Annotated in this window: 26 protein-coding genes and 1 pseudogene; 20 read left to right on the top strand and 7 right to left on the bottom strand. The window is 48.6% G+C overall.

The features are described from left to right. Positions 1-92: 92 nt before the first annotated feature. Entirely contained in the window at positions 93-506 is a 414-nt protein-coding gene (locus H8S11_RS03485; RefSeq protein WP_147571029.1) for a hypothetical protein, read from the bottom strand. A gap of 256 nt (positions 507-762) precedes the next feature. Between H8S11_RS03485 and H8S11_RS03480 the strand changes: the two genes are divergently transcribed. The 4 genes from H8S11_RS03480 to H8S11_RS03465 all read left to right on the top strand — a co-directional run bounded on the left by H8S11_RS03480 (position 763) and on the right by H8S11_RS03465 (position 4,033). Beyond that, positions 763-1,209 carry a YwiB family protein gene (locus H8S11_RS03480; protein ID WP_147571028.1) on the top strand — a complete coding sequence of 149 codons (447 nt, stop codon included), beginning with the start codon at positions 763-765 and terminating at the stop codon, positions 1,207-1,209. A gap of 67 nt (positions 1,210-1,276) precedes the next feature. After that, entirely contained in the window at positions 1,277-3,025 is a 1,749-nt protein-coding gene (gene argS / locus H8S11_RS03475) for an arginine--tRNA ligase (protein ID WP_147571027.1), read from the top strand. 53 nt (positions 3,026-3,078) lie between these two features. Beyond that, positions 3,079-3,399 (top strand): hypothetical protein, encoded by a 321-nt coding sequence (locus H8S11_RS03470; protein ID WP_147571026.1) that lies wholly within the window; start codon positions 3,079-3,081, stop codon positions 3,397-3,399. 7 nt (positions 3,400-3,406) lie between these two features. Continuing rightward, a complete protein-coding gene (locus H8S11_RS03465) occupies positions 3,407-4,033 on the top strand; it encodes an NUDIX hydrolase (RefSeq protein WP_186852201.1) in 627 nt (208 codons plus the stop codon). A 47-nt stretch (positions 4,034-4,080) separates the two neighbouring features. On the opposite strand, the gene H8S11_RS03460 is transcribed toward H8S11_RS03465, so the two are convergent. Further along, positions 4,081-4,440, bottom strand: a complete 360-nt coding sequence (locus H8S11_RS03460; protein WP_147571024.1) for a DUF6709 family protein — start codon at positions 4,438-4,440, stop codon at positions 4,081-4,083. Positions 4,441-4,764: 324 nt separating this feature from the next. On the opposite strand from H8S11_RS03460, the gene rplU reads away from it, so the two are divergent. The 5 genes from rplU to obgE all read left to right on the top strand — a co-directional run bounded on the left by rplU (position 4,765) and on the right by obgE (position 7,549). Further along, positions 4,765-5,076 carry a 50S ribosomal protein L21 gene (rplU, locus tag H8S11_RS03455; protein ID WP_147571023.1) on the top strand — a complete coding sequence of 104 codons (312 nt, stop codon included), beginning with the start codon at positions 4,765-4,767 and terminating at the stop codon, positions 5,074-5,076. Beyond that, entirely contained in the window at positions 5,076-5,405 is a 330-nt protein-coding gene (locus H8S11_RS03450; protein WP_147571022.1) for a ribosomal-processing cysteine protease Prp, read from the top strand. Before rplU ends, H8S11_RS03450 begins: the two co-directional genes overlap by 1 nt. A gap of 3 nt (positions 5,406-5,408) precedes the next feature. Further along, the gene (rpmA, locus tag H8S11_RS03445; RefSeq protein ID WP_147571021.1) at positions 5,409-5,693 is read left to right on the top strand and encodes a 50S ribosomal protein L27; all 285 of its coding nucleotides are present in this window, start codon (positions 5,409-5,411) and stop codon (positions 5,691-5,693) included. A 128-nt stretch (positions 5,694-5,821) separates the two neighbouring features. Next, positions 5,822-6,244 (top strand): PPC domain-containing DNA-binding protein, encoded by a 423-nt coding sequence (locus H8S11_RS03440; RefSeq protein WP_147571020.1) that lies wholly within the window; start codon positions 5,822-5,824, stop codon positions 6,242-6,244. Positions 6,245-6,268: 24 nt separating this feature from the next. After that, entirely contained in the window at positions 6,269-7,549 is a 1,281-nt protein-coding gene (gene obgE / locus H8S11_RS03435; protein WP_186852200.1) for a GTPase ObgE, read from the top strand. Between the two features lie 289 nt (positions 7,550-7,838). Here the strand turns inward: obgE and H8S11_RS03430 are convergent, their stop codons facing one another. The 5 genes and pseudogenes from H8S11_RS03430 to H8S11_RS03410 all read right to left on the bottom strand — a co-directional run bounded on the left by H8S11_RS03430 (position 7,839) and on the right by H8S11_RS03410 (position 9,922). Beyond that, a complete protein-coding gene (locus H8S11_RS03430) occupies positions 7,839-8,123 on the bottom strand; it encodes a topoisomerase C-terminal repeat-containing protein (protein ID WP_002326770.1) in 285 nt (94 codons plus the stop codon). 145 nt (positions 8,124-8,268) lie between these two features. Further along, positions 8,269-9,006 carry a 23S rRNA (adenine(2058)-N(6))-methyltransferase Erm(B) gene (erm(B), locus tag H8S11_RS03425; RefSeq protein ID WP_001038792.1) on the bottom strand — a complete coding sequence of 246 codons (738 nt, stop codon included), beginning with the start codon at positions 9,004-9,006 and terminating at the stop codon, positions 8,269-8,271. Between the two features lie 124 nt (positions 9,007-9,130). Further along, complete coding sequence (locus tag H8S11_RS03420) at positions 9,131-9,214, bottom strand: 23S rRNA methyltransferase attenuation leader peptide (RefSeq protein ID WP_001814874.1); 84 nt, start codon at positions 9,212-9,214, stop codon at positions 9,131-9,133. 48 nt (positions 9,215-9,262) lie between these two features. Beyond that, positions 9,263-9,432: pseudogene (locus H8S11_RS14050) on the bottom strand (MLS leader peptide). A 205-nt stretch (positions 9,433-9,637) separates the two neighbouring features. After that, positions 9,638-9,922 (bottom strand): topoisomerase C-terminal repeat-containing protein, encoded by a 285-nt coding sequence (locus H8S11_RS03410; protein WP_008787627.1) that lies wholly within the window; start codon positions 9,920-9,922, stop codon positions 9,638-9,640. Between H8S11_RS03410 and H8S11_RS03405 the strand changes: the two genes are divergently transcribed. From H8S11_RS03405 to H8S11_RS03355, 11 genes are all read left to right on the top strand, one after another. Continuing rightward, the gene (locus tag H8S11_RS03405) at positions 9,897-10,322 is read left to right on the top strand and encodes a hypothetical protein (RefSeq protein WP_008787628.1); all 426 of its coding nucleotides are present in this window, start codon (positions 9,897-9,899) and stop codon (positions 10,320-10,322) included. The two genes, H8S11_RS03410 and H8S11_RS03405, sit on opposite strands and share 26 nt — an antisense overlap. Before the next feature lie 31 nt (positions 10,323-10,353). After that, positions 10,354-10,578: a hypothetical protein gene (locus H8S11_RS03400; protein WP_008787629.1), complete on the top strand. Its 225-nt coding sequence runs from the start codon at positions 10,354-10,356 to the stop codon at positions 10,576-10,578. A gap of 279 nt (positions 10,579-10,857) precedes the next feature. Continuing rightward, complete coding sequence (locus H8S11_RS03395; RefSeq protein ID WP_008787630.1) at positions 10,858-11,286, top strand: RNA polymerase sigma factor; 429 nt, start codon at positions 10,858-10,860, stop codon at positions 11,284-11,286. After that, positions 11,276-11,518: a helix-turn-helix domain-containing protein gene (locus tag H8S11_RS03390; protein ID WP_008787631.1), complete on the top strand. Its 243-nt coding sequence runs from the start codon at positions 11,276-11,278 to the stop codon at positions 11,516-11,518. The genes H8S11_RS03395 and H8S11_RS03390 overlap by 11 nt, the downstream gene beginning before the upstream one ends. Positions 11,519-11,892: 374 nt before the next feature. Continuing rightward, positions 11,893-12,096 carry an excisionase gene (locus tag H8S11_RS03385; protein ID WP_004613735.1) on the top strand — a complete coding sequence of 68 codons (204 nt, stop codon included), beginning with the start codon at positions 11,893-11,895 and terminating at the stop codon, positions 12,094-12,096. A 77-nt stretch (positions 12,097-12,173) separates the two neighbouring features. Next, positions 12,174-13,364, top strand: coding sequence for a site-specific integrase (locus tag H8S11_RS03380; RefSeq protein ID WP_009271880.1), 1,191 nt, complete (start codon positions 12,174-12,176; stop codon positions 13,362-13,364). Positions 13,365-14,595: 1,231 nt separating this feature from the next. After that, a complete protein-coding gene (locus H8S11_RS03375; RefSeq protein WP_186852199.1) occupies positions 14,596-15,867 on the top strand; it encodes a four-carbon acid sugar kinase family protein in 1,272 nt (423 codons plus the stop codon). Then, positions 15,861-17,021 carry an iron-containing alcohol dehydrogenase gene (locus H8S11_RS03370; RefSeq protein ID WP_186852198.1) on the top strand — a complete coding sequence of 387 codons (1,161 nt, stop codon included), beginning with the start codon at positions 15,861-15,863 and terminating at the stop codon, positions 17,019-17,021. The genes H8S11_RS03375 and H8S11_RS03370 overlap by 7 nt, the downstream gene beginning before the upstream one ends. Before the next feature lie 23 nt (positions 17,022-17,044). Next, on the top strand, positions 17,045-17,953 hold the full coding sequence (dapA, locus tag H8S11_RS03365) for a 4-hydroxy-tetrahydrodipicolinate synthase (protein ID WP_186852197.1): 909 nt from the start codon (positions 17,045-17,047) through the stop codon (positions 17,951-17,953). A gap of 11 nt (positions 17,954-17,964) precedes the next feature. Continuing rightward, positions 17,965-19,047: a PdxA family dehydrogenase gene (locus tag H8S11_RS03360; protein WP_186852196.1), complete on the top strand. Its 1,083-nt coding sequence runs from the start codon at positions 17,965-17,967 to the stop codon at positions 19,045-19,047. 12 nt (positions 19,048-19,059) lie between these two features. After that, the gene (locus H8S11_RS03355) at positions 19,060-20,049 is read left to right on the top strand and encodes a hydroxyacid dehydrogenase (RefSeq protein ID WP_186852195.1); all 990 of its coding nucleotides are present in this window, start codon (positions 19,060-19,062) and stop codon (positions 20,047-20,049) included. Positions 20,050-20,058 lie beyond the last annotated feature (9 nt).

The following is a 20,058-nucleotide window of genomic DNA, read 5'->3' as shown; positions in this document are numbered from 1 at the left end:
TCTTGAAAAAAGGAAATACTTCTCAGGTGAAATGGCCGTTGATTTGGCCAGTATATCCATACCTTACGGTCTAGTTGAATCAAAAGGGCGGATCAGCTATCAATATCCACTAAAATGTTGTCTGTGCCGTGTTCCTCAAATTCGGCGATATAGGCGTCGATGCGGCTGGTCAGTTCGGCGTAGTTGCTCTCATCGATGGGGGCGTCATCCATGTCCCGGCGGGCCAGGTCCTCGGCCAGAATATCAAAAAAGACGTTGTTTTCATATTCAATGATGGCCTCGTGGATGCCTCCCTCCACAAAGGCCCTGGAGGGAACAACCTCCCCCTGGTACAGCTCGGCCAGATCAGGCATCCCCTCTAAAGCGGCCCGGCCGAACAGCAGGCTCTCCACCTGGTCATAGTCGGCGAAACGCTGGTCTCCACGGGTGGAGTTCAGGATCCAGTTGCCGATGTATACCAGGTCCAGCAGACGGCGAAATTGCTTCTTACTCAATTCCAAGTTCATCGTCAGGACCTCCTTCCTTGGAATGGGTATCTATATTATAATCAAGTCTGAGGGATTGTCAAATAGGGGAACGGAGAAAAAACGGGTATTTTCCATGGAAATTTCCCCTTGTCTTTCCAGAGAAGATAACATAAAATAAAAAATACCTAGCTTCGCCCCCTCTGCCCTTTACAACCAGGGCGGGGAAGGGTATAATACCCCCTGCCCGGTGGCGGTCCGCCTCCGCGGCGCGAGAATGAATACCCTGGAGGGACTCATGGAAAAGGATGTCATCATCTCCATCAAAGGGACGCAGAAATACGACGGAGGGGAGCCCGGCGCTGTCGAGTTGGTCACCGCCGGGCGGCTGGCCCAGGACGAGGCTGGCTACACCCTCTCCTATCAGGAGAGTGAGCTCACCGGCCTGGAGGGGACGATGACCACCATCCAGGTGGAGGGGGAGCAGGTCACCCTGATGCGGGTGGGCGAGTTCAATACCCAGATGGTGTTCCGGGAGGGGCGGCGCCACCTCTCCATGTACAATACACCTTATGGCGCAATGGCCATCGGGGTGAATACCCGGCACCTGCTGGCCGAGCTGGACGACCACGGCGGGAACATCGAGATCGACTACTGTATCGAGGTGGACCACGCGGTAGCCAGCAGGAATATTTTTTGTATCCAATTTAAGGAGGCGGAGGGTTCCGGGAGCCTGAAGCAGTAGAGAAATATACAGACGCGGGACGGGCGATGGAGAGAAAGTCCGCGTGAGAAATGAGGATGTGATCGCTATGACAAATATGATCCAAGGCGCCAAGGCACAGGTGGCCAAACTGACCCAGGCGGCCTATGAGAAGGCCGCCGCCGAGGGCTTACTCCCCGCTGGAGCCGAGGTGAGGGCCACAGTGGAGATCCCCAAGGACACCTCCCATGGGGACTACGCCTCCTCCTTCGCTATGGCCGGTGCCAAGGCCCTCCATATGGCCCCCCGGCAGATCGCCCAGATTATCGTGGACCACCTGGAACTGGAGGGGAGCTACTTCCAGAAGGTGGAGATCGCCGGCCCCGGCTTTTTGAACTTCACTCTGGGCCCCAAGTGGTACGGCGAGGTGCTGTCCGCCGTGGAGACTGAGGGGGACCGCTACGGCTCCGGCGAGGAGGGCCGGGGCAAGCGGGTCATGGTGGAGTTCGTCTCCGCCAACCCCACTGGCCCCATGCACATGGGCAACGCCCGGGGGGGCGTGCTGGGGGACACCCTGGCCAATGTGCTGGCCCGGGACGGCTGGGACACCTGGAAGGAGTTCTACGTCAACGACGCCGGCAACCAGATCCACAAGTTCGCCGTGTCCATCAACGCCCGGTATATGCAGCTCCTTCTGGGGGAGGACAATTTCCCCTTCCCCGAGGAGGGATACCATGGGGATGACATCCGGGAGCTGGCCAAGGCCATCTATGAGGCCCACGGGGAAAGCTGGGGGAACCTGCCCGAGGAGGAGCGGCTGGACAAGCTGGCCGAATACGGCTTGTCGGTCAACATCCCCAAGATGCGGGAGGACCTGAAGAAATACGGCATCGTCTATGACCAGTGGTTTTTCGAGTCTGAGCTGCACAACAGCGGCTATGTGGAAAAAACGGTACAGATGCTCACCGAAAAGGGCTGGACCTATGAGAAGGACGGGGCCCTATGGCTGAACACCACTCAGTTGCTCAAGGAGAAATTCATGCGGGAGGGCAAGAGCCAGGAGCAGGTGGACAAGCTGGATCTGAAGGATGATGTGCTCCGCCGGGCCAACGGCTTCTACACCTACTTTGCCGCTGACATCGCTTACCACCGGAACAAGCTGGAGGTGCGAGGCTTTGATCTGGCCATCAACATCTGGGGCGCCGACCACCACGGCCATGTGGCCCGACTCCAGGCTGCCCTGGACGCGCTGGGGCTGGACGGCTCCCACCGGCTGGTCATTGTGCTGATGCAGCTGGTCAACCTGATGCAGGACGGCAAGCCTGTCCGAATGTCCAAGCGGTCGGGCAAGGCCATCGCCCTCCACGACCTGCTGGACGAGGTAAGCGTGGACGCTGCCCGGTACTTTTTCAATTCCCGGACGGCCACCAGCCCGGTGGACTTTGACCTGGACCTGGCGGTTCGCCAGGACAGCGACAACCCTGTGTACTATGTCCAGTACGCCCACGCCCGCATCTGCTCCCTGGTGAGCCGCCTGGCGGAGGAGGGAGCCAAGGTGCCCGCCGCCGCGGAGGTGGACGCCAGCCTGATGGCGGCGGCAGAGGAGTTGGCCCTGGTAAAGTCCTTGGCCCAATACCCCGAGGAGCTCCATCTGGCGGCTCGTGATTATGACCCCAGCCGCATCAACCGGTATCTGTCCGCCCTGGCTGGGGACTTCCATCGGTTTTATAATGCCTGCCGCATCAAGGGAGAGGAGTCCGCTGTGCTGTCCGCTCGGCTGAAGCTGGCGGACACAGTGCGTGCCGTTCTGGCTAACGGCCTGAAGCTGCTGGGCGTGTCCGCCCCGGAAAAGATGTAAAGAACGGGAAAACACGCCCCGACGGGGCGTGTTTTTCCAAAGGAGGATGAGCCATGGCAAAGCGTGAATGGTTCCCACGCCAGAGGGACGCCCTTCAGCGCCACCGCAATCTGATCACTTACCTGCTGGTGGTGCTGGGCCTGCTGGGCGCTCTAGTGGGCTGGGGGCTGCTGCCTGATATGGTGACCATCAGGCCCCCAACGGCGGCGAACCACCACTATGTCCCCAAGGGGCAGGGCTTGCTGCTCAATCTGGCAATGACGGAGATCTTTGCCGCCCTGTTTTGGCGCTGGCCAAGAGAGTGGGTCTATCTGGCTGGCTCCCTCATTGGGCTGCTGTTCACCTTTGCCCTGCTGTACAACAACCTGGTGTGAGGTGGCTATGGAACTGGATGCGCTGACTCGCCTGCTGGCCCGCCGCCAGCCCGGCCTGATGGACGCCACGGGGAGATATGCGGTACTGGTCCCCATGGTGGAGGGAGAGGAGGGCCTGTCCCTGCTGTACGAGGTCCGGGCCCATACACTCCGCCGCCAGCCGGGGGAGGTGTGCTTTCCCGGCGGCCGGATCGAGGGGGCAGAGTCCCCGGAGGAATGTGCCCTGCGAGAAACGGAGGAGGAATTGTCCATCCCCCGGTCTGCCGTCCGGGTGCTGGGACGGCTGGACTTTATCGCCCACCGGGCCAACTTCATCATGTACCCTGTCCTGGCCCTGGTGGACAGGAGGGCGGTAGAGAAAATGTGCCCAAACTCGGCGGAGGTGGAGGAGACCTTTCTGGTGCCCCTCCGCCACCTGCTGGCCACCCAGCCCCTGGAGTATGACTATCAGCTGATTCCCCAGACGGGGGAGAACTTCCCCTATGAGCTGGTGGGCATCCCGCGGGACTACCGCTGGCAGCCGGGAGGAGAGAACGTCCCCATCTACCCCTGGAAGGGGCGGGCCATCTGGGGACTCACCGCCCGGATCACCCGCCATCTGGTGGCGCTGGTCCGCTCCCTGGAGAGGAACTGAAAACGGCCCGGCCGCCTATGCGGCCGGGCCGTTTTGCCTATGTCTGGTCAGGGGTGGTAGCCGATCTCAATGGCGGGATTGGCGGCAGCGAGGAGGGCCAGGGCCTCCTTCCCCTTCTCCTTGGACAGCACCTGTCCCCGGCGCAGCTGGCCGTCGGTCCCACGGACCATGAGGAAAAACTGGTCAAAATTGGCCCGGCCACAGCACAAATTGGCGTTGACCTCCTCCTGACGTAGATAGGCGTTCACGATCTGGCTGTATGGGAGATAGGTAGTGCCGGAAAATTTGGGAAAGAACAGACAGCTTTCCCCCAGACGCACCCGCCCCGCCTCCCAAGCGGCGGAAAATTCCCGGTCCAGAAGCTGCCGCTCCAGGACGGCGGTGGACAATTCGGGCTTGAATTTCATGGGGAACGCCTCCTCTCAATGGTATTGGATGAGAAGAATATAGCACAGAACAAATATTAACGCAAGTGATTCTTATTAATTGGATGGTATATTCCACCTTTGGAGGAAAGAGGCCAAAAAAGGTGGAAACAGGAGAAAAAATCTCCGTTTTCTATTGACAACCTTCTGCTCTGCTGATAAACTATCATAGCCGCATTGAACAGGAAAAGCACCAGATTTCCGGTCAGGGGAGTGAACGACCCGGCCGCAAGGGGACCCAGGTGTGACAAGCGGGGAACGGCCCCCTCCTGCGAGAGCGAGCCCGTAATGAAGGAGTTGAAACAAATGCAGGCAATCATCGTGACCGGCGGCAAGCAGTACAAAGTGAACGAAGGGGACACCCTGTTTATCGAGAAGCTGGAGGCCGAGGCCGGACAGACCATCACCTTTGACCAGGTGCTGGCCATCCTGGATGGGGACAAGGCTACCTTCGGCGCTCCCGTGGTGGAGGGTGCCTCTGTGGCTGCCACTGTCGTGAAGAACGGCAAGGGCAAGAAGGTCCGTATCTTCAAGTACACCCCCAAGAAGGGTTATCGGAAGCGTCAGGGCCACCGCCAGCCCTATACCAAGGTGCAGATCGGCGCCATTAAGGCCTGATGACCACCGTAACCTTTCAGACTGAGGGCAGCCGGATCGTGGGCTTCGAGGTGAAGGGCCACAGCGGTTATGCCCCGGAGGGAGAAGACATCGTCTGCGCCGCCATCACCAGCGCCGTGCGCCTGACCGAGTGCGCCGTCAACGACGTACTGGGGCTGGAGGCCGCTGTAAAGGTGAAGCAAAAGGACGCATCCATCTCCCTCAAGCTCCCCAGCGCTCTGGGCCAGACCAACGAGAGCACCTGCCAGACCCTTCTGGCGGCGCTGATGGTCCACTGTGTCCAGTTGGCGGAGGAGTACCCAGAAAATATTTCCGTCATGGAGGTGTAAGTTATGCTGAATATCGGTTTGCAGTTTTTCGCCCACAAAAAGGGCGTTGGTTCCACCCGGAACGGCCGTGACTCCGAGGCCAAGCGCCTGGGCGTCAAGCGGGGCGACGGACAGTTTGTGCTGGCCGGCAATATCCTGGTCCGTCAGCGCGGCACCCACATCCATCCCGGCGTCAATGTGGGTAAGGGCAGCGACGACACCCTGTTTGCTCTGAAGGACGGCAGGGTCAAGTTTGAGCGCCTGGGCAAGGATCGCAAGCAGGTTTCCATTGTGGAGATCGCCCAGTAATTTCGTTGCTTAACAGAAGGCCGCAAACGGACTCCGTTTGCGGCCTTTTTCCAGTCCCGGAATGTGACGCCCCGCCTTGGACGGGGATTGGGACAGAAAACGGGAAATATTGTGAAGGAGGATAAAATATGGACTACCGCAAATTTGAACAGGGCTATGTGCTTCGCCTGGACCCCGGCGAGGAGATCGTGGGCAGCCTGACCCGGCTGGTGGAGCAGGAGAGTATCCAACTGGCCAGCGTATCCGCTCTTGGGGCGGCCAACGACGTGACCATTGGTATTTTCAACACAGTGGAGAAGAAATACTACTCCCAGCGATACCAGGGGGACTATGAAATTTCCGCTCTGGTGGGGAATGTCACCCGTAAGGAGGGCGAGCCCTATCTCCACCTCCACATTACCATCGGCAATCCGGTCACCGGCCAGGTCCATGCCGGCCACCTGTCCTCCGCCACCATCAGCGCCACGCTGGAGCTGTTCCTCCAGGTGTGGGACGGCCAGGTAGGGCGGAAATTCAGCGATACAGTGGGGCTGAACCTGCTGGAATTTTGATTTGAGAGTGAGGAGGTGCCCCAGATGGCAGCGCCTTTTGTAGATACCGCAAAGATCACCGTCCGCTCTGGCAACGGGGGAAACGGTGTGGTCTCCTTCCACCGGGAGAAATATGTGGCGGCCGGCGGCCCCGACGGGGGCGACGGCGGCCGGGGCGGAAATATTGTGGTAGAGGTCAACGACCATATGTCCACCCTGATGGATTTCCGCTATAAGAGGAAGTATGTGGCGGGAAATGGGGGCGACGGCAGCGGCAAGCGATGTACCGGCAGAGACGGGGAGGACCTGGTCCTCAAGGTCCCCAGGGGCACTATCATCCGGGACGCCGAGACCAGGGAGATCATCAGGGACATGTCCGACGACAGGCCCTTCATCCTGTGTAAAGGGGGGCGGGGCGGCTGGGGCAACAAGCACTTTGCCACCCCAACCCGGCAGGTGCCCCGGTTCGCAAAGGCGGGCCTGCCCGGAGAGAGCCGGGATGTGGTGCTGGAGCTGAAGCTGCTGGCCGACGTGGGGCTGGTGGGTTTCCCCAACGTGGGCAAGTCCACCCTGCTGTCGGTGGTCAGCCGGGCCCAGCCCAAAATCGCAAACTACCATTTTACCACCCTGTTTCCCAACCTGGGGGTGGTCTATGTGGAGGATGGGATGTCCTTCGTCATGGCCGACATCCCCGGCATCATCGAAGGGGCGGCGGAGGGCGCCGGCCTGGGCCACGATTTCCTGCGGCATATCGACCGCTGCCGGCTGCTGGTCCATGTGGTGGACGTGTCGGGCAGCGAGGGCCGGGACCCAGTGGCCGACTTTGAGGCCATCAATGAGGAGCTGGCCCAATACTCCCCCGAACTGGCTGGGCGGAAGATGCTGGTGGTGGCCAACAAGGTGGATATCATGGAGGACCCCGTCCTGCTGGACAAGTTGCGGGCCCATGTGGAGGGAAAGGGACTGGAGCTCTTTGAGATGTCCGCCGCCGCCCACCAGGGCACCCAGGAGCTGATAAAGCGATGCGCCCAGGAGCTGGCCCAGCTGCCTCCCGTGGTGGTGTACGAGCCCACCTATGTGGAGCGGCCCCCGGAGGTGGATACCGAGGGAGAGGTCAATATCCAGGAGTTTGACGGCACCTGGGTGGTGGATGCCCCCTGGCTCCAGCGGCTTATCGCCAACGTCAATTTCTCCGACTATGAGAGCCGCAACTGGTTCGACCAGAAGCTGCGCCAGTCCGGTCTGTTCGACAAGCTGGAGGAGATGGGCATTAAGGACGGGGATATCGTGTCCATGTACGACCTGGAGTTTGAATACCAAAGGTAATTTTATCTATAAAAACACCGTTCCATAATTGCGGAACGGTGTTTTTCGTATATGGAGGAAATTTTTTCGTACTGTATTTACATAAAGCTTTTTAGATAAAAATACGTCTTAATTCTTCAAGTATTTTTAGTTTTTCCTTCTCCATAACTACGCCCCATTCTTTTTTTGTATAGTAATATTGTATCATTAAGAATCACAAATCACAAGTGATTTGTGATTAATCACTTGTGATTTGTGATAAGTGATTTGTGATTAATATATAAAAGCCCTCTTTAAAGGGCTTTTATGTTTATTTTGAAAAAGAGATAAAATCAATATATCCCTTTTCCCCAATTTTTACAACGGCATTGTAGGGCTTTTTCTCTTTGTTTTTGATTCCTTTTACCAGGGTTTCTTTTCCCTCCAGTAATTCTTTTACATTCGTTTTGGTTAGTTTTTTCTTTCTAAAATGTTCAGCTAAAGTAAACTTACATTCAGGATAATTTGAACAACCATAAAACGATTTTTTTAATACAATATTGTTGCCACACTTAGGACATTTTCCTACAAGGGGTCCCGAGCGCTTAGTGGGAATTTGTACCCCTTATCGATACAAATTCCCCGTAGGCGCTAGGGACCTCTTTAGCTTCTTGGAAGCTGTCAGTAGTATATCTAATAATTTATCTCCATTCCCTTTAGTAACGTGTAACTTTCCAAATTTAAAAAAGCGACTCATAGAATTATTTCCTCCCGTTAAATAATAGATAACTATTAAAAATAGACAATACTTGCTCATAAGTAACGGTACTTAAATTGTTTACTTTGGCGTGTTTCATTGCTTGATGAAACTGATTTTTAGTAAACAGTTGACGATATTCTCGATTGACCCATTTTGAAACAAAGTACGTATATAGCTTCCAATATTTATCTGGAACATCTGTGGTATGGCGGGTAAGTTTTATTAAGACACTGTTTACTTTTGGTTTAGGATGAAAGCATTCCGCTGGCAGCTTAAGCAATTGCTGAATCGAGACTTGAGTGTGCAAGAGCAACCCTAGTGTTCGGTGAATATCCAAGGTACGCTTGTAGAATCCTTCTTCAACAATCAGATAGATGTCAGACGCATGGCTTTCAAAAACCACTTTTTTAATAATTTGTGTGCTTAAATGGTAAGGAATACTCCCAACAATTTTATACCTCTGTTTGTTAGGGAATTGAAACTGTAGAATATCTTGGTGAATTAAAGTGACACGAATGTTCAGTTTTAATTTTTCTGACGATAAGTTGAATAGATGACTGTCTAATTCAATAGACGTTACCTGTTTACTTATTTTAGCCAGTTTCGTCGTTAAATGCCCTTTACCTGTTCCAATTTCGTAAACGGTATCGGTTTCTTTTAAATTCAATTGTTTTATTATTTGGTTGAGTACTTTTTCACTCGTTAAAAAGTTTTGAGAATATTTTATATTTTTGTTCATGTAATCACTCCTGAAGTGATTACATCTGTAAATAAATACAGAAGTTAAACGATTTGTTTGTAATTTTAGTTATCTGTTTAAAAAGTCATAAGATTAGTCACTGGTAGGAATTAATCTAACGTATTTATTTATCTGCGTAATCACTGTTTTTAGTCTGTTTCAAAACAGTAGATGTTTTATCTACATTACGCATTTGGAATACCAACATGACGAATCCCTCCTTCTTAATTACAAATTTTTAGCATCTAATTTAACTTCAATTCCTATTATACACAAAATTTTAAGATACTGCAATATCAACACACTCTTAAGTTTGCTTCTAAGTCTTATTTCCATAACTTCTTTTACGTTTCCGCCATTCTTTGCTGTTTCGATTTTTATGATATGGTGCAAGTCAGCACGAACACGAACCGTCTTATCTCCCATTATATCTTTTTTTGCACTGATTGGTGTATCATTTCGTTTTTCTTTTTGTGCGCCTAAATTTCCCACAATCACTCACTTCTTTCTATTTCTTCTTATTCTTATTTTATCATCAACAATCACAAATCACTTGTGATTTGTGATAAGTGATTTGTGATAAGTGATTTGTGATTAATATATAAAAGCCCTCTTTAAAGGGCTTTTATGTTTATTTTGAGAAAGATATAAAATCAATATATCCCTTTTCCCCAATTTTTACAACGGCATTGTAGGGCTTTTTCTCTTTGTTTTTGATTCCTTTTACCAGGGTTTCTTTTCCCTCCAGTAATTCTTTTACATTCGTTTTGGTTAGTTTTTTCTTTCTAAAATGTTCAGCTAAAGTAAACTTACATTCAGGATAATTTGAACAACCATAAAACGATTTTTTTAATACAGAAAATGTAGTCTTTTGAAAGGTGGAATTAACAATGAAGAAAAAATTATCATTTATCATTGAGATTATTATAGGTATAATCTTTATATGTTTTGGATATTTCGTTATTGATACTGATTATTACGCTACACTTTTTTACGCAATGGGGTTCGGTTTAGCTTTTGCTTCTGGTGTTCAATTATTGAAAATTTGTTATTATGAAATGCCAAAAAATAAAGAAAAATTACAAAATATAAATAGAGAAAATCACATCAATAATGTTGATGAAAGAAAAATATTTTTAAGAATGAAAGCTGGTTCTTTAGTATATCAGTTAATGACTTTCGTGTACTTGTTTGTTGCTTTTGTACTTGCGTTACTTCATATTGAAGCATGGATTATAGGCATTATATTTGGTTTATTCCTACTGCAAACATTTTTAGGGATTATTCTATATAAGCATTTTGAAAAACATTTCTAAAACATTCAGTAAATTGTGACGAGGTAATACTATGATAGGACTTAAAAAACGAGATATTAAAAAAGCATTGAAAGCTGGTGCAAAAGCTGGCGGTGTGTCATTAGCTGATGTTCGAGCTGATATTGAAGCGACGATTGATGAAGCTATGAACAGCACCGACCCAGAAGTGCAGGAGAATTTCAGAAAGTATTTTGGAAATAAACGCCCTACTCCAGAAGAATATATTTACAAGATTACAAAAAAGACAAAAGTTTAATAGAAATCAAGTGCTGTAAGGGGGCTTGTGTCATGGAAAGTTTTAAGCATAATCTTATACGGTCATACACTACCTAACAGCATTTTATTAACAACTGAATATCTCACAGCTTTAATAGCTCGTACAGACTATATGTTTTGTGCGGGCTTTTTTTGTACCCGAAAAAATTTTTTCATTTTTTTTCAAAATCATGCAACAAATCACACCTTGCTGTACAGATATGGTGCGGAAAGAGGGATAAACACTTTTCACGTCATAACGGAAAGGGGGTGTGATGATATGAAACCGTCGGACTTCCAAAAGACAATACAATGTCAATTTGACTGCAAGCTCAAACGTGTAGTGAAAGGCATTGTCCGTAATTATCGCAAAGAATTAAAGCGACGAAGAAATAAGGAAATTTCCTATTGTGAACTTCCAGAAATCGTCGTAGAAAAGCTGGCAGTCTGGGACGAATACGAAAGCGATTATACCGCCTTTGATGTATGTGGTATTGAGGTTCGTGTCCTTGATGATGATTTAGCAGAAGCGATTAAGTATCTGTCTGAAAAAGACAGAGAAATCTTGTTGATGTATTTCTTCTTAGGCATGAGCGATACAGAAATCGGCGACAGATTAAAGATTAACCGTTCAACGTCGTTCCGCAGTAGGAAGAACTCACTTGAAGAAATCAAGAAAAAATTAAAGGAGAACATGAATGATGAATAACACACGCCCGTCATTTTACCTTATTTCGTCGGCTGTGGACGGCAACGTAAATGCGATTGAAAAGATACTGGCGTTGTATGACCCGTACATATCAAAATGTTGTTTGCGTCCGTTCTACGACAAATATGGTAATGTCTGCATAGTCGTAGACATGGAATTAAAAGGACGTATCAGAGAAGCACTTATCAAAATGATTTTGGACTTTGATATTCCTTTAGAAACCGAAGAATAACAAGCAGTAACCGCAGAGCATGATTTGTTCAATCCCCTCTTTCCTGCTCTGCCCCTGCTTTTACATGAAAGCAACACGCTTTCGCCACAGCTCTTTGACAACTGAATAAAGCAGACAGATACGTTTGTGAGATAGCGAGCCACGGGGACTGTACGCCACGACCTTTTCAAAAGAAAGCGAGCGACCCACGCAGTGATCCGAGAGCGACTGTTGGAAAAGTCGTTTTGCCACGACCTATCCTCACAGAATAATGATACGTCCGCATGGTGCGGTTCTGCCCACAAGAATGGGAATAGTTGAGATACTAACGGAGCTTTCCAAAGCCGTCTGCCTGCTTGTAAAAAATGACACACAGTAAAGGGGGTGCATAGATTATGAACAATACTGATGTGCCTATCTGGGAAAAATATACGCTGACGATTGAAGAAGCGTCCAAATACTTCCGCATTGGCGAAAAGAAATTGCGTAAATTAGCCGAAGAAAATATTGACGCTGGCTGGGTTATCGTGAACGGTAACCGTATTCAGATTAAGCGAAAACAATTTGAAAAAATCATAGATACATTGGACGAAATCTAATGTCATTGAGCCGTAGATATGGTATAATAAATATAGCGTATCACGGCTCATTCCATGACGGAAAGGAGCTTTACACTATGTCTAATGTAAAACGAAAAGACGGTAAAAATCGCAATTTGCGTAATGGAGAGAGCCAGCGAAAAGACGGAAGATACGTTTATAAATATACCGATATATACGGAAAGCCACAATTTGTCTATTCTTGGAAACTTGTACCGACAGACAAGACACCTGCTGGAAAGCGTGATGATATATCGTTGAGGGAAAAAGAAGCACAGATAAAAAAAGACCTTAACGACGGTATCGACACAGTCGGCGGTAAAATGACAGTCTGCCAGCTCTACGACAAGAAGAACAGCCAAAGAAAGAACATCAAAAGGGCTACTGAAAAAGGACGACAGTATCTTATGAACGCTCTGAAAAACGACCCGTTGGGTATGAGGGCGATTGATACTGTGAAGCAATCGGACGCTAAAGAATGGGCTATCAGAATGAGTGAAAAAGGATATGCCTATAAAACGATTGATAACTATAAGCGTTCCTTGAAAGCGTCATTTTACATGGCGATACAAGACGACTGTATCAGAAAGAACCCGTTTGAATTTAAGCTAAGTGATGTTCTGGAAGATGATACGGAGCAGAAAGTTATCCTTACACCAGAGCAGGAAGAACGCCTGCTTGCCTTTATGGAAAAGGACAAGATTTACAGCAAGTATTATGATGAGGTTGTGCTTCTGCTGGAAACGGGACTTCGTATTTCTGAATTTTGCGGACTGACGACGCATATTGATATGCAGAACAGAATACTCAATATAGACCACCAGCTATTGAAAGATAGCGAAATAGGCTACTATATTGAAACACCAAAGACCAAAAACGGAAAACGGGAACTTCCATTGACAGAACGGGCTTATCAAGCAATCCAAAGAATACTAAAGAGCAGAGGAAAAGCACAACCGCTGATTGTAGGTGGTTACAGCAATTTCCTATTCTTAAACCGTGAGGGCTTGCCTAAAGTTGCAGGAAACTATGAGGGTATGGTGCGAGGATTGATTAAGAAATATAACAAGTATCACACGGATAAGTTACCGAACATCACACCACATTCATTCAGGCATACTTATTGTACGAATATGGCAAATAGAGGAATGAACCCAAACACCCTGCAATATCTCATGGGACACGCTAACATAACCATGACACTTGGCTATTACGCACACGGTACATTTCAATCTGCAAAAGCGGAACTGGAAAGACTGGCTTGTTAATATCGGAGCTTATATTTACTACTCATTTACTACTTTTGGTTGCATTTTCATGCTGGTAAATGCCAGCTTATGCAAGGTATCTTCCAAAAAGAAAATACCGATAAAGCCCTAAAATACGGGATATATCGGCATTTACCAACTTATGAAAAGATAATCAGAAATTTAGTAAGTTTTTGTAATAGAATCTTATATAAAATTTTGTTGCCCGTTACTATATTTCCTAAAAAATAGTAGAAGATCCGTTATTCCTGAAATTCCGACTAGTTGTTTTTTGAAGGGCTTTTGGTATATTACGGTATAACTTTATGCACACAGTAAAGTAGTGTAAACCAAGACGTAGTAAGTCTATTGGTAAAATCCAGCTTTGCCGTCAACTAACAGAATAAAAAAATATACAGGCAACAATATAGACGATTACGAGGCCGCCAGCAAGAAAACCGATATTTGTATTCGTACGGTTAAGCAAATGTTTAGCAATACATTTGGCTACCCAAAGAGGGCAAAAATAGAGTGAACAGTCCATACAGGAATAGTTGGGTAATGAATTTAGGAGGGCTATCAAAAGACTAGGACGGACCTGCATCTATTTCTATAAGTTTGTTGATAGAGGAAGTATCTGTACTTAAAAATGGGGGGTAGGTCTATTTATATAAGACATACACTATTTTACTGCTATTACTGCCGAATATGTGTCAGAAGGAAATTTGGTCCCTTGCGTATGTTAGATATGGTATGAAACGATTTATATTGCTGTCTTCCCATTATCCAAAGGTCATGACAAAGTTACGCGCCTTCTTTCTTCTACCTTTTTCCTTCTACCTTACATCCAGGAATAAAAACGGCTACACCATAGGAGAGGGAACAGTGAAATGGTAAAATGTATACCAGTGAAGCCGAGTTAGCGTAGATTGACAACAGAAAATGCCCCCAAGATCCCTCCACGGTATCCGCGGGGGGATTTTTATGCCCATAAGCAATTAGATATGGTCATACTGCCCAATGATGATAGAGGGCTTTCCTATATGAGAGGGCGGCGAGATATATTTTTGCATAAAACGCTAGAGAAATCGTTTCAAATATAAACAATTTTTACAAGTCAAATGGATTGATATGAAAAGAAACAAAAGTTAGGATTTGATTAAGTAAATGATATATAGGGATGTCTTTTCTCAAACTCATTTTCAAAGATTAAGGATGTTCCAAAATAAAGCAGTTTGAATGAGGGAATGTCATGATTAAGCTACTGGTTATTGCAGATGATTTTACTGGGGCTTTGGACACAGGAATACAATTTAAGGCTAAAGGGACCTTGGTTCGAGTATATACCCCCCAAAACCAGAATATTTTTGCTGGGCTGGAACAGGGAGTCCAAGTGCTTATTATTGTTGCTGAGACTCGGCATATGCCTCCAGCAGAGGCTGGAGAGATCGTGGCAAAGATCGTGAGTCAGGCCCAGCAGGCCTCTGTCTCCTGTATCTATAAAAAGATAGATTCCGCATTGAGGGGCAATATAGGCAGTGAACTTTCTGCTATGCGGGCTGCGGCCCATGGTAAACAGCTCCATTTTATTCCGGCCTTTCCTAAAATGAATCGAGTAACAGTAAATGGCATCCACTATATTGGGCAGGTCCCAGTGGCAGACAGCGTGTTCGGTTCTGACCCTTTTGAGCCAGTCAGGCACTCAAATATCCAGAACATAATTGGGGAGCAAAGTAATATACCAACATATTTAGTCGCTGCGGGAGAAGACATACCCGATAAAGAAGGTATTTTGATTTATGATGCAGTCACCGACGAGGACCTTCTTCAAATCGCTCAAAGATTGAATGACTGCCATCAGCTGAAACTGCTGGCGGGTTGTGCCGGATTAGCCGCGGTATTGCCAAAATTGCTAAATCTGACACAGTATGACTGTAGAAGACCCGCTATGAATCCACGCCTCATCACCGTGTGTGGTAGCATCAATCCCATCACTATAGAGCAGTTGGACACTGCGGAAAAGAATGGCATGCATCGTATCCGATTGACACCACAACAGAAATTGGATCCCACCTGGTTGGAGAGTGAGGATGGAGAGTGTGTTCTTGCTCAATGGCTGAACAAGCTCCAACATAGTACAGCCGCTATAATCGATTGTGGAGGACCGGAGGAAGCTGAGGAGACCCGCAGCTATGCGCTGACTAGGGATATGAATATAGAAGCGACAAGAAGCGCTATTGCCCAGTCTATGGGAAGACTATTAGAGCGGATGCTCGAAGGCGGTTTGGAAGCGACACTGATGCTGACTGGTGGTGACACACTGTTGGCATTTATGAGGGAAATTAATCAAGACAGTTTGATTCCAGTGTGTGAACTGGTGCCTGGGGTGGTTCTTTCCCGAACAGAGTACAATGGGAAACGAATCGATCTAATTTCAAAATCCGGAGGATTTGGTTCAGCGGAATTGCTGACTGATCTAGCCAAAATAATTGCCCACAGTGGCGAGGAGGAATTAGTATGCTGAAAGAATACAATTTGAAAATGCCCCACGCAGTATATGGTGGAGAGAATGCCATCGGGAACATCACTGCTATTATTCAAAACTGTAGAGCAAAACGGGTAGCTATGTTTACAGATAAAGGCATCGAAGGCTGCGGCTTGTTCGCCTTACCTGAGGAAGCTGTGAAGGCATCTGGTGCCGACTACTATGTGCTGGATGATCTTCCCGCAGAACCTTCCTATAAAGCAGTTCAAAAGTTAGTTGACCAATTCAAGGCATCCGGTGCAGACCTAATTGTCGCTTGCGGTGGCGGATCGGTAATGGACGCAGCAAAACTCGCTAGCGTACTAGTAACAGACCAGTATGGTGTAAAGGAGCTGCTGGACAAGCCTGGTCAGGCACAGAAGTGTGTCCCTATCATTCTTATCCCTACGACTGCTGGAACGGGGGCAGAGGTTACCCCAAATGCTATCGTGGCCGTACCAGAAAAGAACTTGAAGGTGGGCATAGTTAACGAAAATATGATCGCAGACTATGTGATCTTGGATGCCAGAATGATCAAAAATTTGCCCAGGAAAATTGCGGCGGCTACTGGGGTAGATGCCTTAGCCCATTGTATCGAGTGCTTTACTAGCAACAAAGCGAACCCTTTCAGTGATTTGTATGCCCTAGAAGGTCTGGATCTAATCTTGAATAATATCATGGATGCTTGTAACGACTCGGAGGCCATGGAGGCCAAAAACCGGATGCAGATCGCCGCTTATTATGGGGGATTAGCCATCACGGCCTCTGGTACTACAGCGGTTCATGCACTGAGCTATCCATTGGGCGGCAAGTACCATATTGCCCATGGCGTTTCTAACGCAATCCTGCTGGCCCCTGTCATGCGATTCAATGAGCCTGAGTGTCGAGAAAGATTTGCTGTCGCTTATGACCGCTGTGTCCATGGAGAGAAGACCTGTGTGACTGTGGAAGAAAAGAGCGCGTACATGCTGGCCTGGATGGAGAAGATCGTCAAGGATTTGGACATTCCAACCAGTCTAAAAGAGTTTGGCGTTCCGGCGGAAGACCTAGACGGCTTAGTAGAGGCTGGGATGCAGGTCCAGAGACTACTGGTCAACAATATGCGACAGGTTACTCCTGAGGATGCCAGGGCATTGTATCTTGAAATACTTTAATTTAGAGGAAGAAGGAAGCAAAAATGATGCAGATTGAGTTAAAAGGCATTATCCCGCCAATCCTCACTCCTATGAATTCGGATGAGTCCGTTAACTTGGATGTGCTGCGGGAGCAAATTGAACGAATGATTGAGGGCGGCGTTCACGGCCTGTTTCCCTTTGGAACAAATGGTGAGGGCTATATACTAAGTGAAAAGGAAAAGATTGAGGTGCTGGAGGTTACTATTGACCAAGTAAATGGCAGGGTACCCGTCTATGCCGGCACAGGCTGTATTTCCACTGCTGACACGATTCGAATGAGCAAAAAGGCTCAGGAATTGGGCGCGGATGTACTGTCCATTATTACCCCGAGCTTTGCCCTGGCCTCTCAGAAGGAGTTGTATAACCACTATGCTGAGGTGGCCAAGCATGTGGATATTCCCATCGTTCTGTACAATATCCCGGCACGTACTGGCAACAAGTTGCTGCCGGAAACCGTTGCCAAGCTGGCGAAGGATGTGGATGTGATTATGGGGGCCAAGGATTCCAGCGGCGACTGGGACAACTTGCAGGCATATATCAACCTGACCAGGGATTTGGACAAGGGCTTTAAAGTCCTGTCTGGAAACGACTCTTTAATCCTTCCATGCTTGAAAGCGGGAGGGACCGGTGGTATTGCGGGCTGTGCTAATGTGTATCCCCATGTATTGGCCTCCATTTATGATTTGTTTAAAGCCGGTAAACTGGAGGAAGCTGAAGTGGCCCAGGAATCCATCGCTTCATTCCGGGCGATATTTAAATATGGAAATCCCAACACCGTAGTCAAAAAGGCTGTTTCTATGCTGGGCTATCCGGTGGGCGACTGTCGACGCCCCTTCAACTACCTATGTGACGAGGGGGTAGAGGAGTTGAGAAAGGTGCTGAAAGAAAACGCGGATAAGGGCATGTGCTGAGGAGGAAGAAAATGGACAGACCGATTTTGGGTATTTCAATGGGGGATCCCTTCGGCAATGGCCCGGAGATTACGGTCCGGGCCTTGGCGAACAAGGGCATTTATGACCGCTGCAGGCCCCTGGTTGTAGGGGATATGAGCAGCATGGACTATGCCCTTCGGGTGGCCAAGAAAGTAAGAGGCGCCACGCTGACCCTTAACCCAGTCAAGTGTGTGGAAGAAGCCAAGTTTACATATGGAACTATCGACGTGCTAGACCTGGGATTAGTAGCTGTAGATCAAATTCCAGATACTGCTGACCAGGATGTGCCGCAACCTTTCGGCATAGGCGCTTGCCGGTTAGGTGGTGAGGCATCCTTTCGGTATGTGGAGAAAGTGATTCAAATGGCCATGGCGGGCGAGATAGATGCTACTGTTACTAATGCTTTAGCCAAAGAAGCGATCAATATGGCCGGTCATCACTACTCCGGTCATACTGAGATTTATGCTGACTATACCAAAACTGACAAGTATACTATGATGCTGGCCCATAACGACCTGCGGGTGGTTCATGTATCGACCCATGTTTCCCTGAGAGAGGCCTGCGATCTTGTGAAAAAGGAGCGGGTACTGGAATGTATCCGCATTGCTAATGAGGGATGTAAAGCTTTAGGGATTGAGAAGCCTAAGATCGGCGTGGCAGGCTTAAATCCTCACTGCGGGGAGAACGGGATGTTCGGTCGAGAAGAGATTGAGGAGATACAGCCCGCTGTTGACGCGGCCATGGCTGAAGGAATCTGGATTCCTGAGAAAAAACCTACACCGCCTGATACCGTGTTTTCGAAGGCGCTGGGCGGCTGGTATGATATTGTTGTAGTCATGTATCATGACCAAGGCCATATCCCCCTGAAAGTGAAGGGATTTGTCTATAACAAAGCTGAGAGGCACTGGGATGCTGTAGCGGGAATCAATGTTACTCTGGGACTTCCTATTATCCGGGCCAGTGTGGACCATGGTACTGGCTTTGGCCATGCAGGTAACGGACACGCAAATGAGTTGAGCTTGGTCAACGCCATGGATTATGCAATCACTCTGGCGAACCATAAGAAAAGGTAAGGAGGGGACCCTATGAAATTCGTTATGACCCAGGCTGTTTGTCCAGAGGGGATGGAGCTGCTGAAGGATACAGCTGACATCTATGTGGCAGATGACCAGGACCCTAATAACTATTTGGACCAAATGCGGGATGCGGATGCACTTATTGTCAGAATCGCCAAATGTGATGGACATGCTATTGAGCATAGCCCCAACCTGAAGGTTATCGGCAGGACCGGAGTGGGCTATGACACAGTAGATATAGCAGCTGCGACCGCAAAGGGCATCCCGGTTGTAATTACTCCGGGGGCAAACAACCGAAGTGTAGCCGAACATACTGTAGCCATGATATTTGCCCTGTCTAAAAATTTAATAGAGGGGCAAAACGAAATGTGCACGGGTAACTGGGAGATTCGTGGGGCCAAGAAGGCTTTTGAGTTGGAAGGAAAAACAGTTGGCGTAATTGGGTTAGGCGCCATTGGCCGGGAAACTGCCAAGATATGCCGGGGCTGCGGCATGAAACTGGCCGGTTATGACCCCTTCCTGGAACAAGAAAAGATTGAGGCTTTGGGAGCTGACTACTATGAAAATTACAAAGATCTGCTGAAAATCAGCGACGTAGTTACTATCCATGTCCCTCTTACAGAGGAGACCCGAGGCATGATTTCTAAGAGACAACTGTCTATGATGAAGCCGACAGCTCTACTTATTAATTGTAGCCGGGGAGGGATCGTCAATGAGTCTGATTTAGTGGAAGCTTTAAAAGAAGGTGTTATCGCTGGGGCAGGTACCGATGTGTTCTGTAGTGAACCACCCAGGGCAGATGATCCACTGCTTACCTGTCCAAACTTGGTCCTCAGCCCCCACTCAGCCGCCCAGACCCGGGAGGCAGTCATTAAGATGGCGCAGATGTGCGTTAAGGGGTGTCTGGCAGTATGCCGAGGGGAGAAATGGCCGTATGTAGCAGACAAAGCAGCATATGACCATCCCAGATGGGCAGGCAAAGATTGGGCCCAGGTATGAGTCCCATAG

It is taken from the genome of Flintibacter hominis, assembly GCF_014287965.1.
In the GTDB taxonomy this organism is placed as follows: domain Bacteria; phylum Bacillota; class Clostridia; order Oscillospirales; family Oscillospiraceae; genus Lawsonibacter; species Lawsonibacter aceti.
This window is presented reverse-complemented; position numbering and strand designations above follow the sequence as displayed.

Excerpts from the sequence above, each read along its gene's own strand:
- H8S11_RS03485 (WP_147571029.1), bottom strand. The coding sequence starts at position 506 with ATGAACTTGGAATTGAGTAAGAAGCAATTTCGCCGTCTGCTGGACCTG.
- H8S11_RS03480 (WP_147571028.1), top strand. The coding sequence starts at position 763 with ATGGAAAAGGATGTCATCATCTCCATCAAAGGGACGCAGAAATACGAC.
- argS (WP_147571027.1), top strand. The coding sequence starts at position 1,277 with ATGACAAATATGATCCAAGGCGCCAAGGCACAGGTGGCCAAACTGACC.
- H8S11_RS03470 (WP_147571026.1), top strand. The coding sequence starts at position 3,079 with ATGGCAAAGCGTGAATGGTTCCCACGCCAGAGGGACGCCCTTCAGCGC.
- H8S11_RS03465 (WP_186852201.1), top strand. The coding sequence starts at position 3,407 with ATGGAACTGGATGCGCTGACTCGCCTGCTGGCCCGCCGCCAGCCCGGC.
- H8S11_RS03460 (WP_147571024.1), bottom strand. The coding sequence starts at position 4,440 with ATGAAATTCAAGCCCGAATTGTCCACCGCCGTCCTGGAGCGGCAGCTT.
- rplU (WP_147571023.1), top strand. The coding sequence starts at position 4,765 with ATGCAGGCAATCATCGTGACCGGCGGCAAGCAGTACAAAGTGAACGAA.
- H8S11_RS03450 (WP_147571022.1), top strand. The coding sequence starts at position 5,076 with ATGACCACCGTAACCTTTCAGACTGAGGGCAGCCGGATCGTGGGCTTC.
- rpmA (WP_147571021.1), top strand. The coding sequence starts at position 5,409 with ATGCTGAATATCGGTTTGCAGTTTTTCGCCCACAAAAAGGGCGTTGGT.
- H8S11_RS03440 (WP_147571020.1), top strand. The coding sequence starts at position 5,822 with ATGGACTACCGCAAATTTGAACAGGGCTATGTGCTTCGCCTGGACCCC.
- obgE (WP_186852200.1), top strand. The coding sequence starts at position 6,269 with ATGGCAGCGCCTTTTGTAGATACCGCAAAGATCACCGTCCGCTCTGGC.
- H8S11_RS03420 (WP_001814874.1), bottom strand. The coding sequence starts at position 9,214 with ATGTTGGTATTCCAAATGCGTAATGTAGATAAAACATCTACTGTTTTG.
- H8S11_RS03405 (WP_008787628.1), top strand. The coding sequence starts at position 9,897 with ATGAAGAAAAAATTATCATTTATCATTGAGATTATTATAGGTATAATC.
- H8S11_RS03410 (WP_008787627.1), bottom strand. The coding sequence starts at position 9,922 with ATGATAAATGATAATTTTTTCTTCATTGTTAATTCCACCTTTCAAAAG.
- H8S11_RS03400 (WP_008787629.1), top strand. The coding sequence starts at position 10,354 with ATGATAGGACTTAAAAAACGAGATATTAAAAAAGCATTGAAAGCTGGT.
- H8S11_RS03395 (WP_008787630.1), top strand. The coding sequence starts at position 10,858 with ATGAAACCGTCGGACTTCCAAAAGACAATACAATGTCAATTTGACTGC.
- H8S11_RS03390 (WP_008787631.1), top strand. The coding sequence starts at position 11,276 with ATGATGAATAACACACGCCCGTCATTTTACCTTATTTCGTCGGCTGTG.
- H8S11_RS03385 (WP_004613735.1), top strand. The coding sequence starts at position 11,893 with ATGAACAATACTGATGTGCCTATCTGGGAAAAATATACGCTGACGATT.
- H8S11_RS03380 (WP_009271880.1), top strand. The coding sequence starts at position 12,174 with ATGTCTAATGTAAAACGAAAAGACGGTAAAAATCGCAATTTGCGTAAT.
- H8S11_RS03375 (WP_186852199.1), top strand. The coding sequence starts at position 14,596 with ATGATTAAGCTACTGGTTATTGCAGATGATTTTACTGGGGCTTTGGAC.
- H8S11_RS03370 (WP_186852198.1), top strand. The coding sequence starts at position 15,861 with ATGCTGAAAGAATACAATTTGAAAATGCCCCACGCAGTATATGGTGGA.
- dapA (WP_186852197.1), top strand. The coding sequence starts at position 17,045 with ATGATGCAGATTGAGTTAAAAGGCATTATCCCGCCAATCCTCACTCCT.
- H8S11_RS03360 (WP_186852196.1), top strand. The coding sequence starts at position 17,965 with ATGGACAGACCGATTTTGGGTATTTCAATGGGGGATCCCTTCGGCAAT.
- H8S11_RS03355 (WP_186852195.1), top strand. The coding sequence starts at position 19,060 with ATGAAATTCGTTATGACCCAGGCTGTTTGTCCAGAGGGGATGGAGCTG.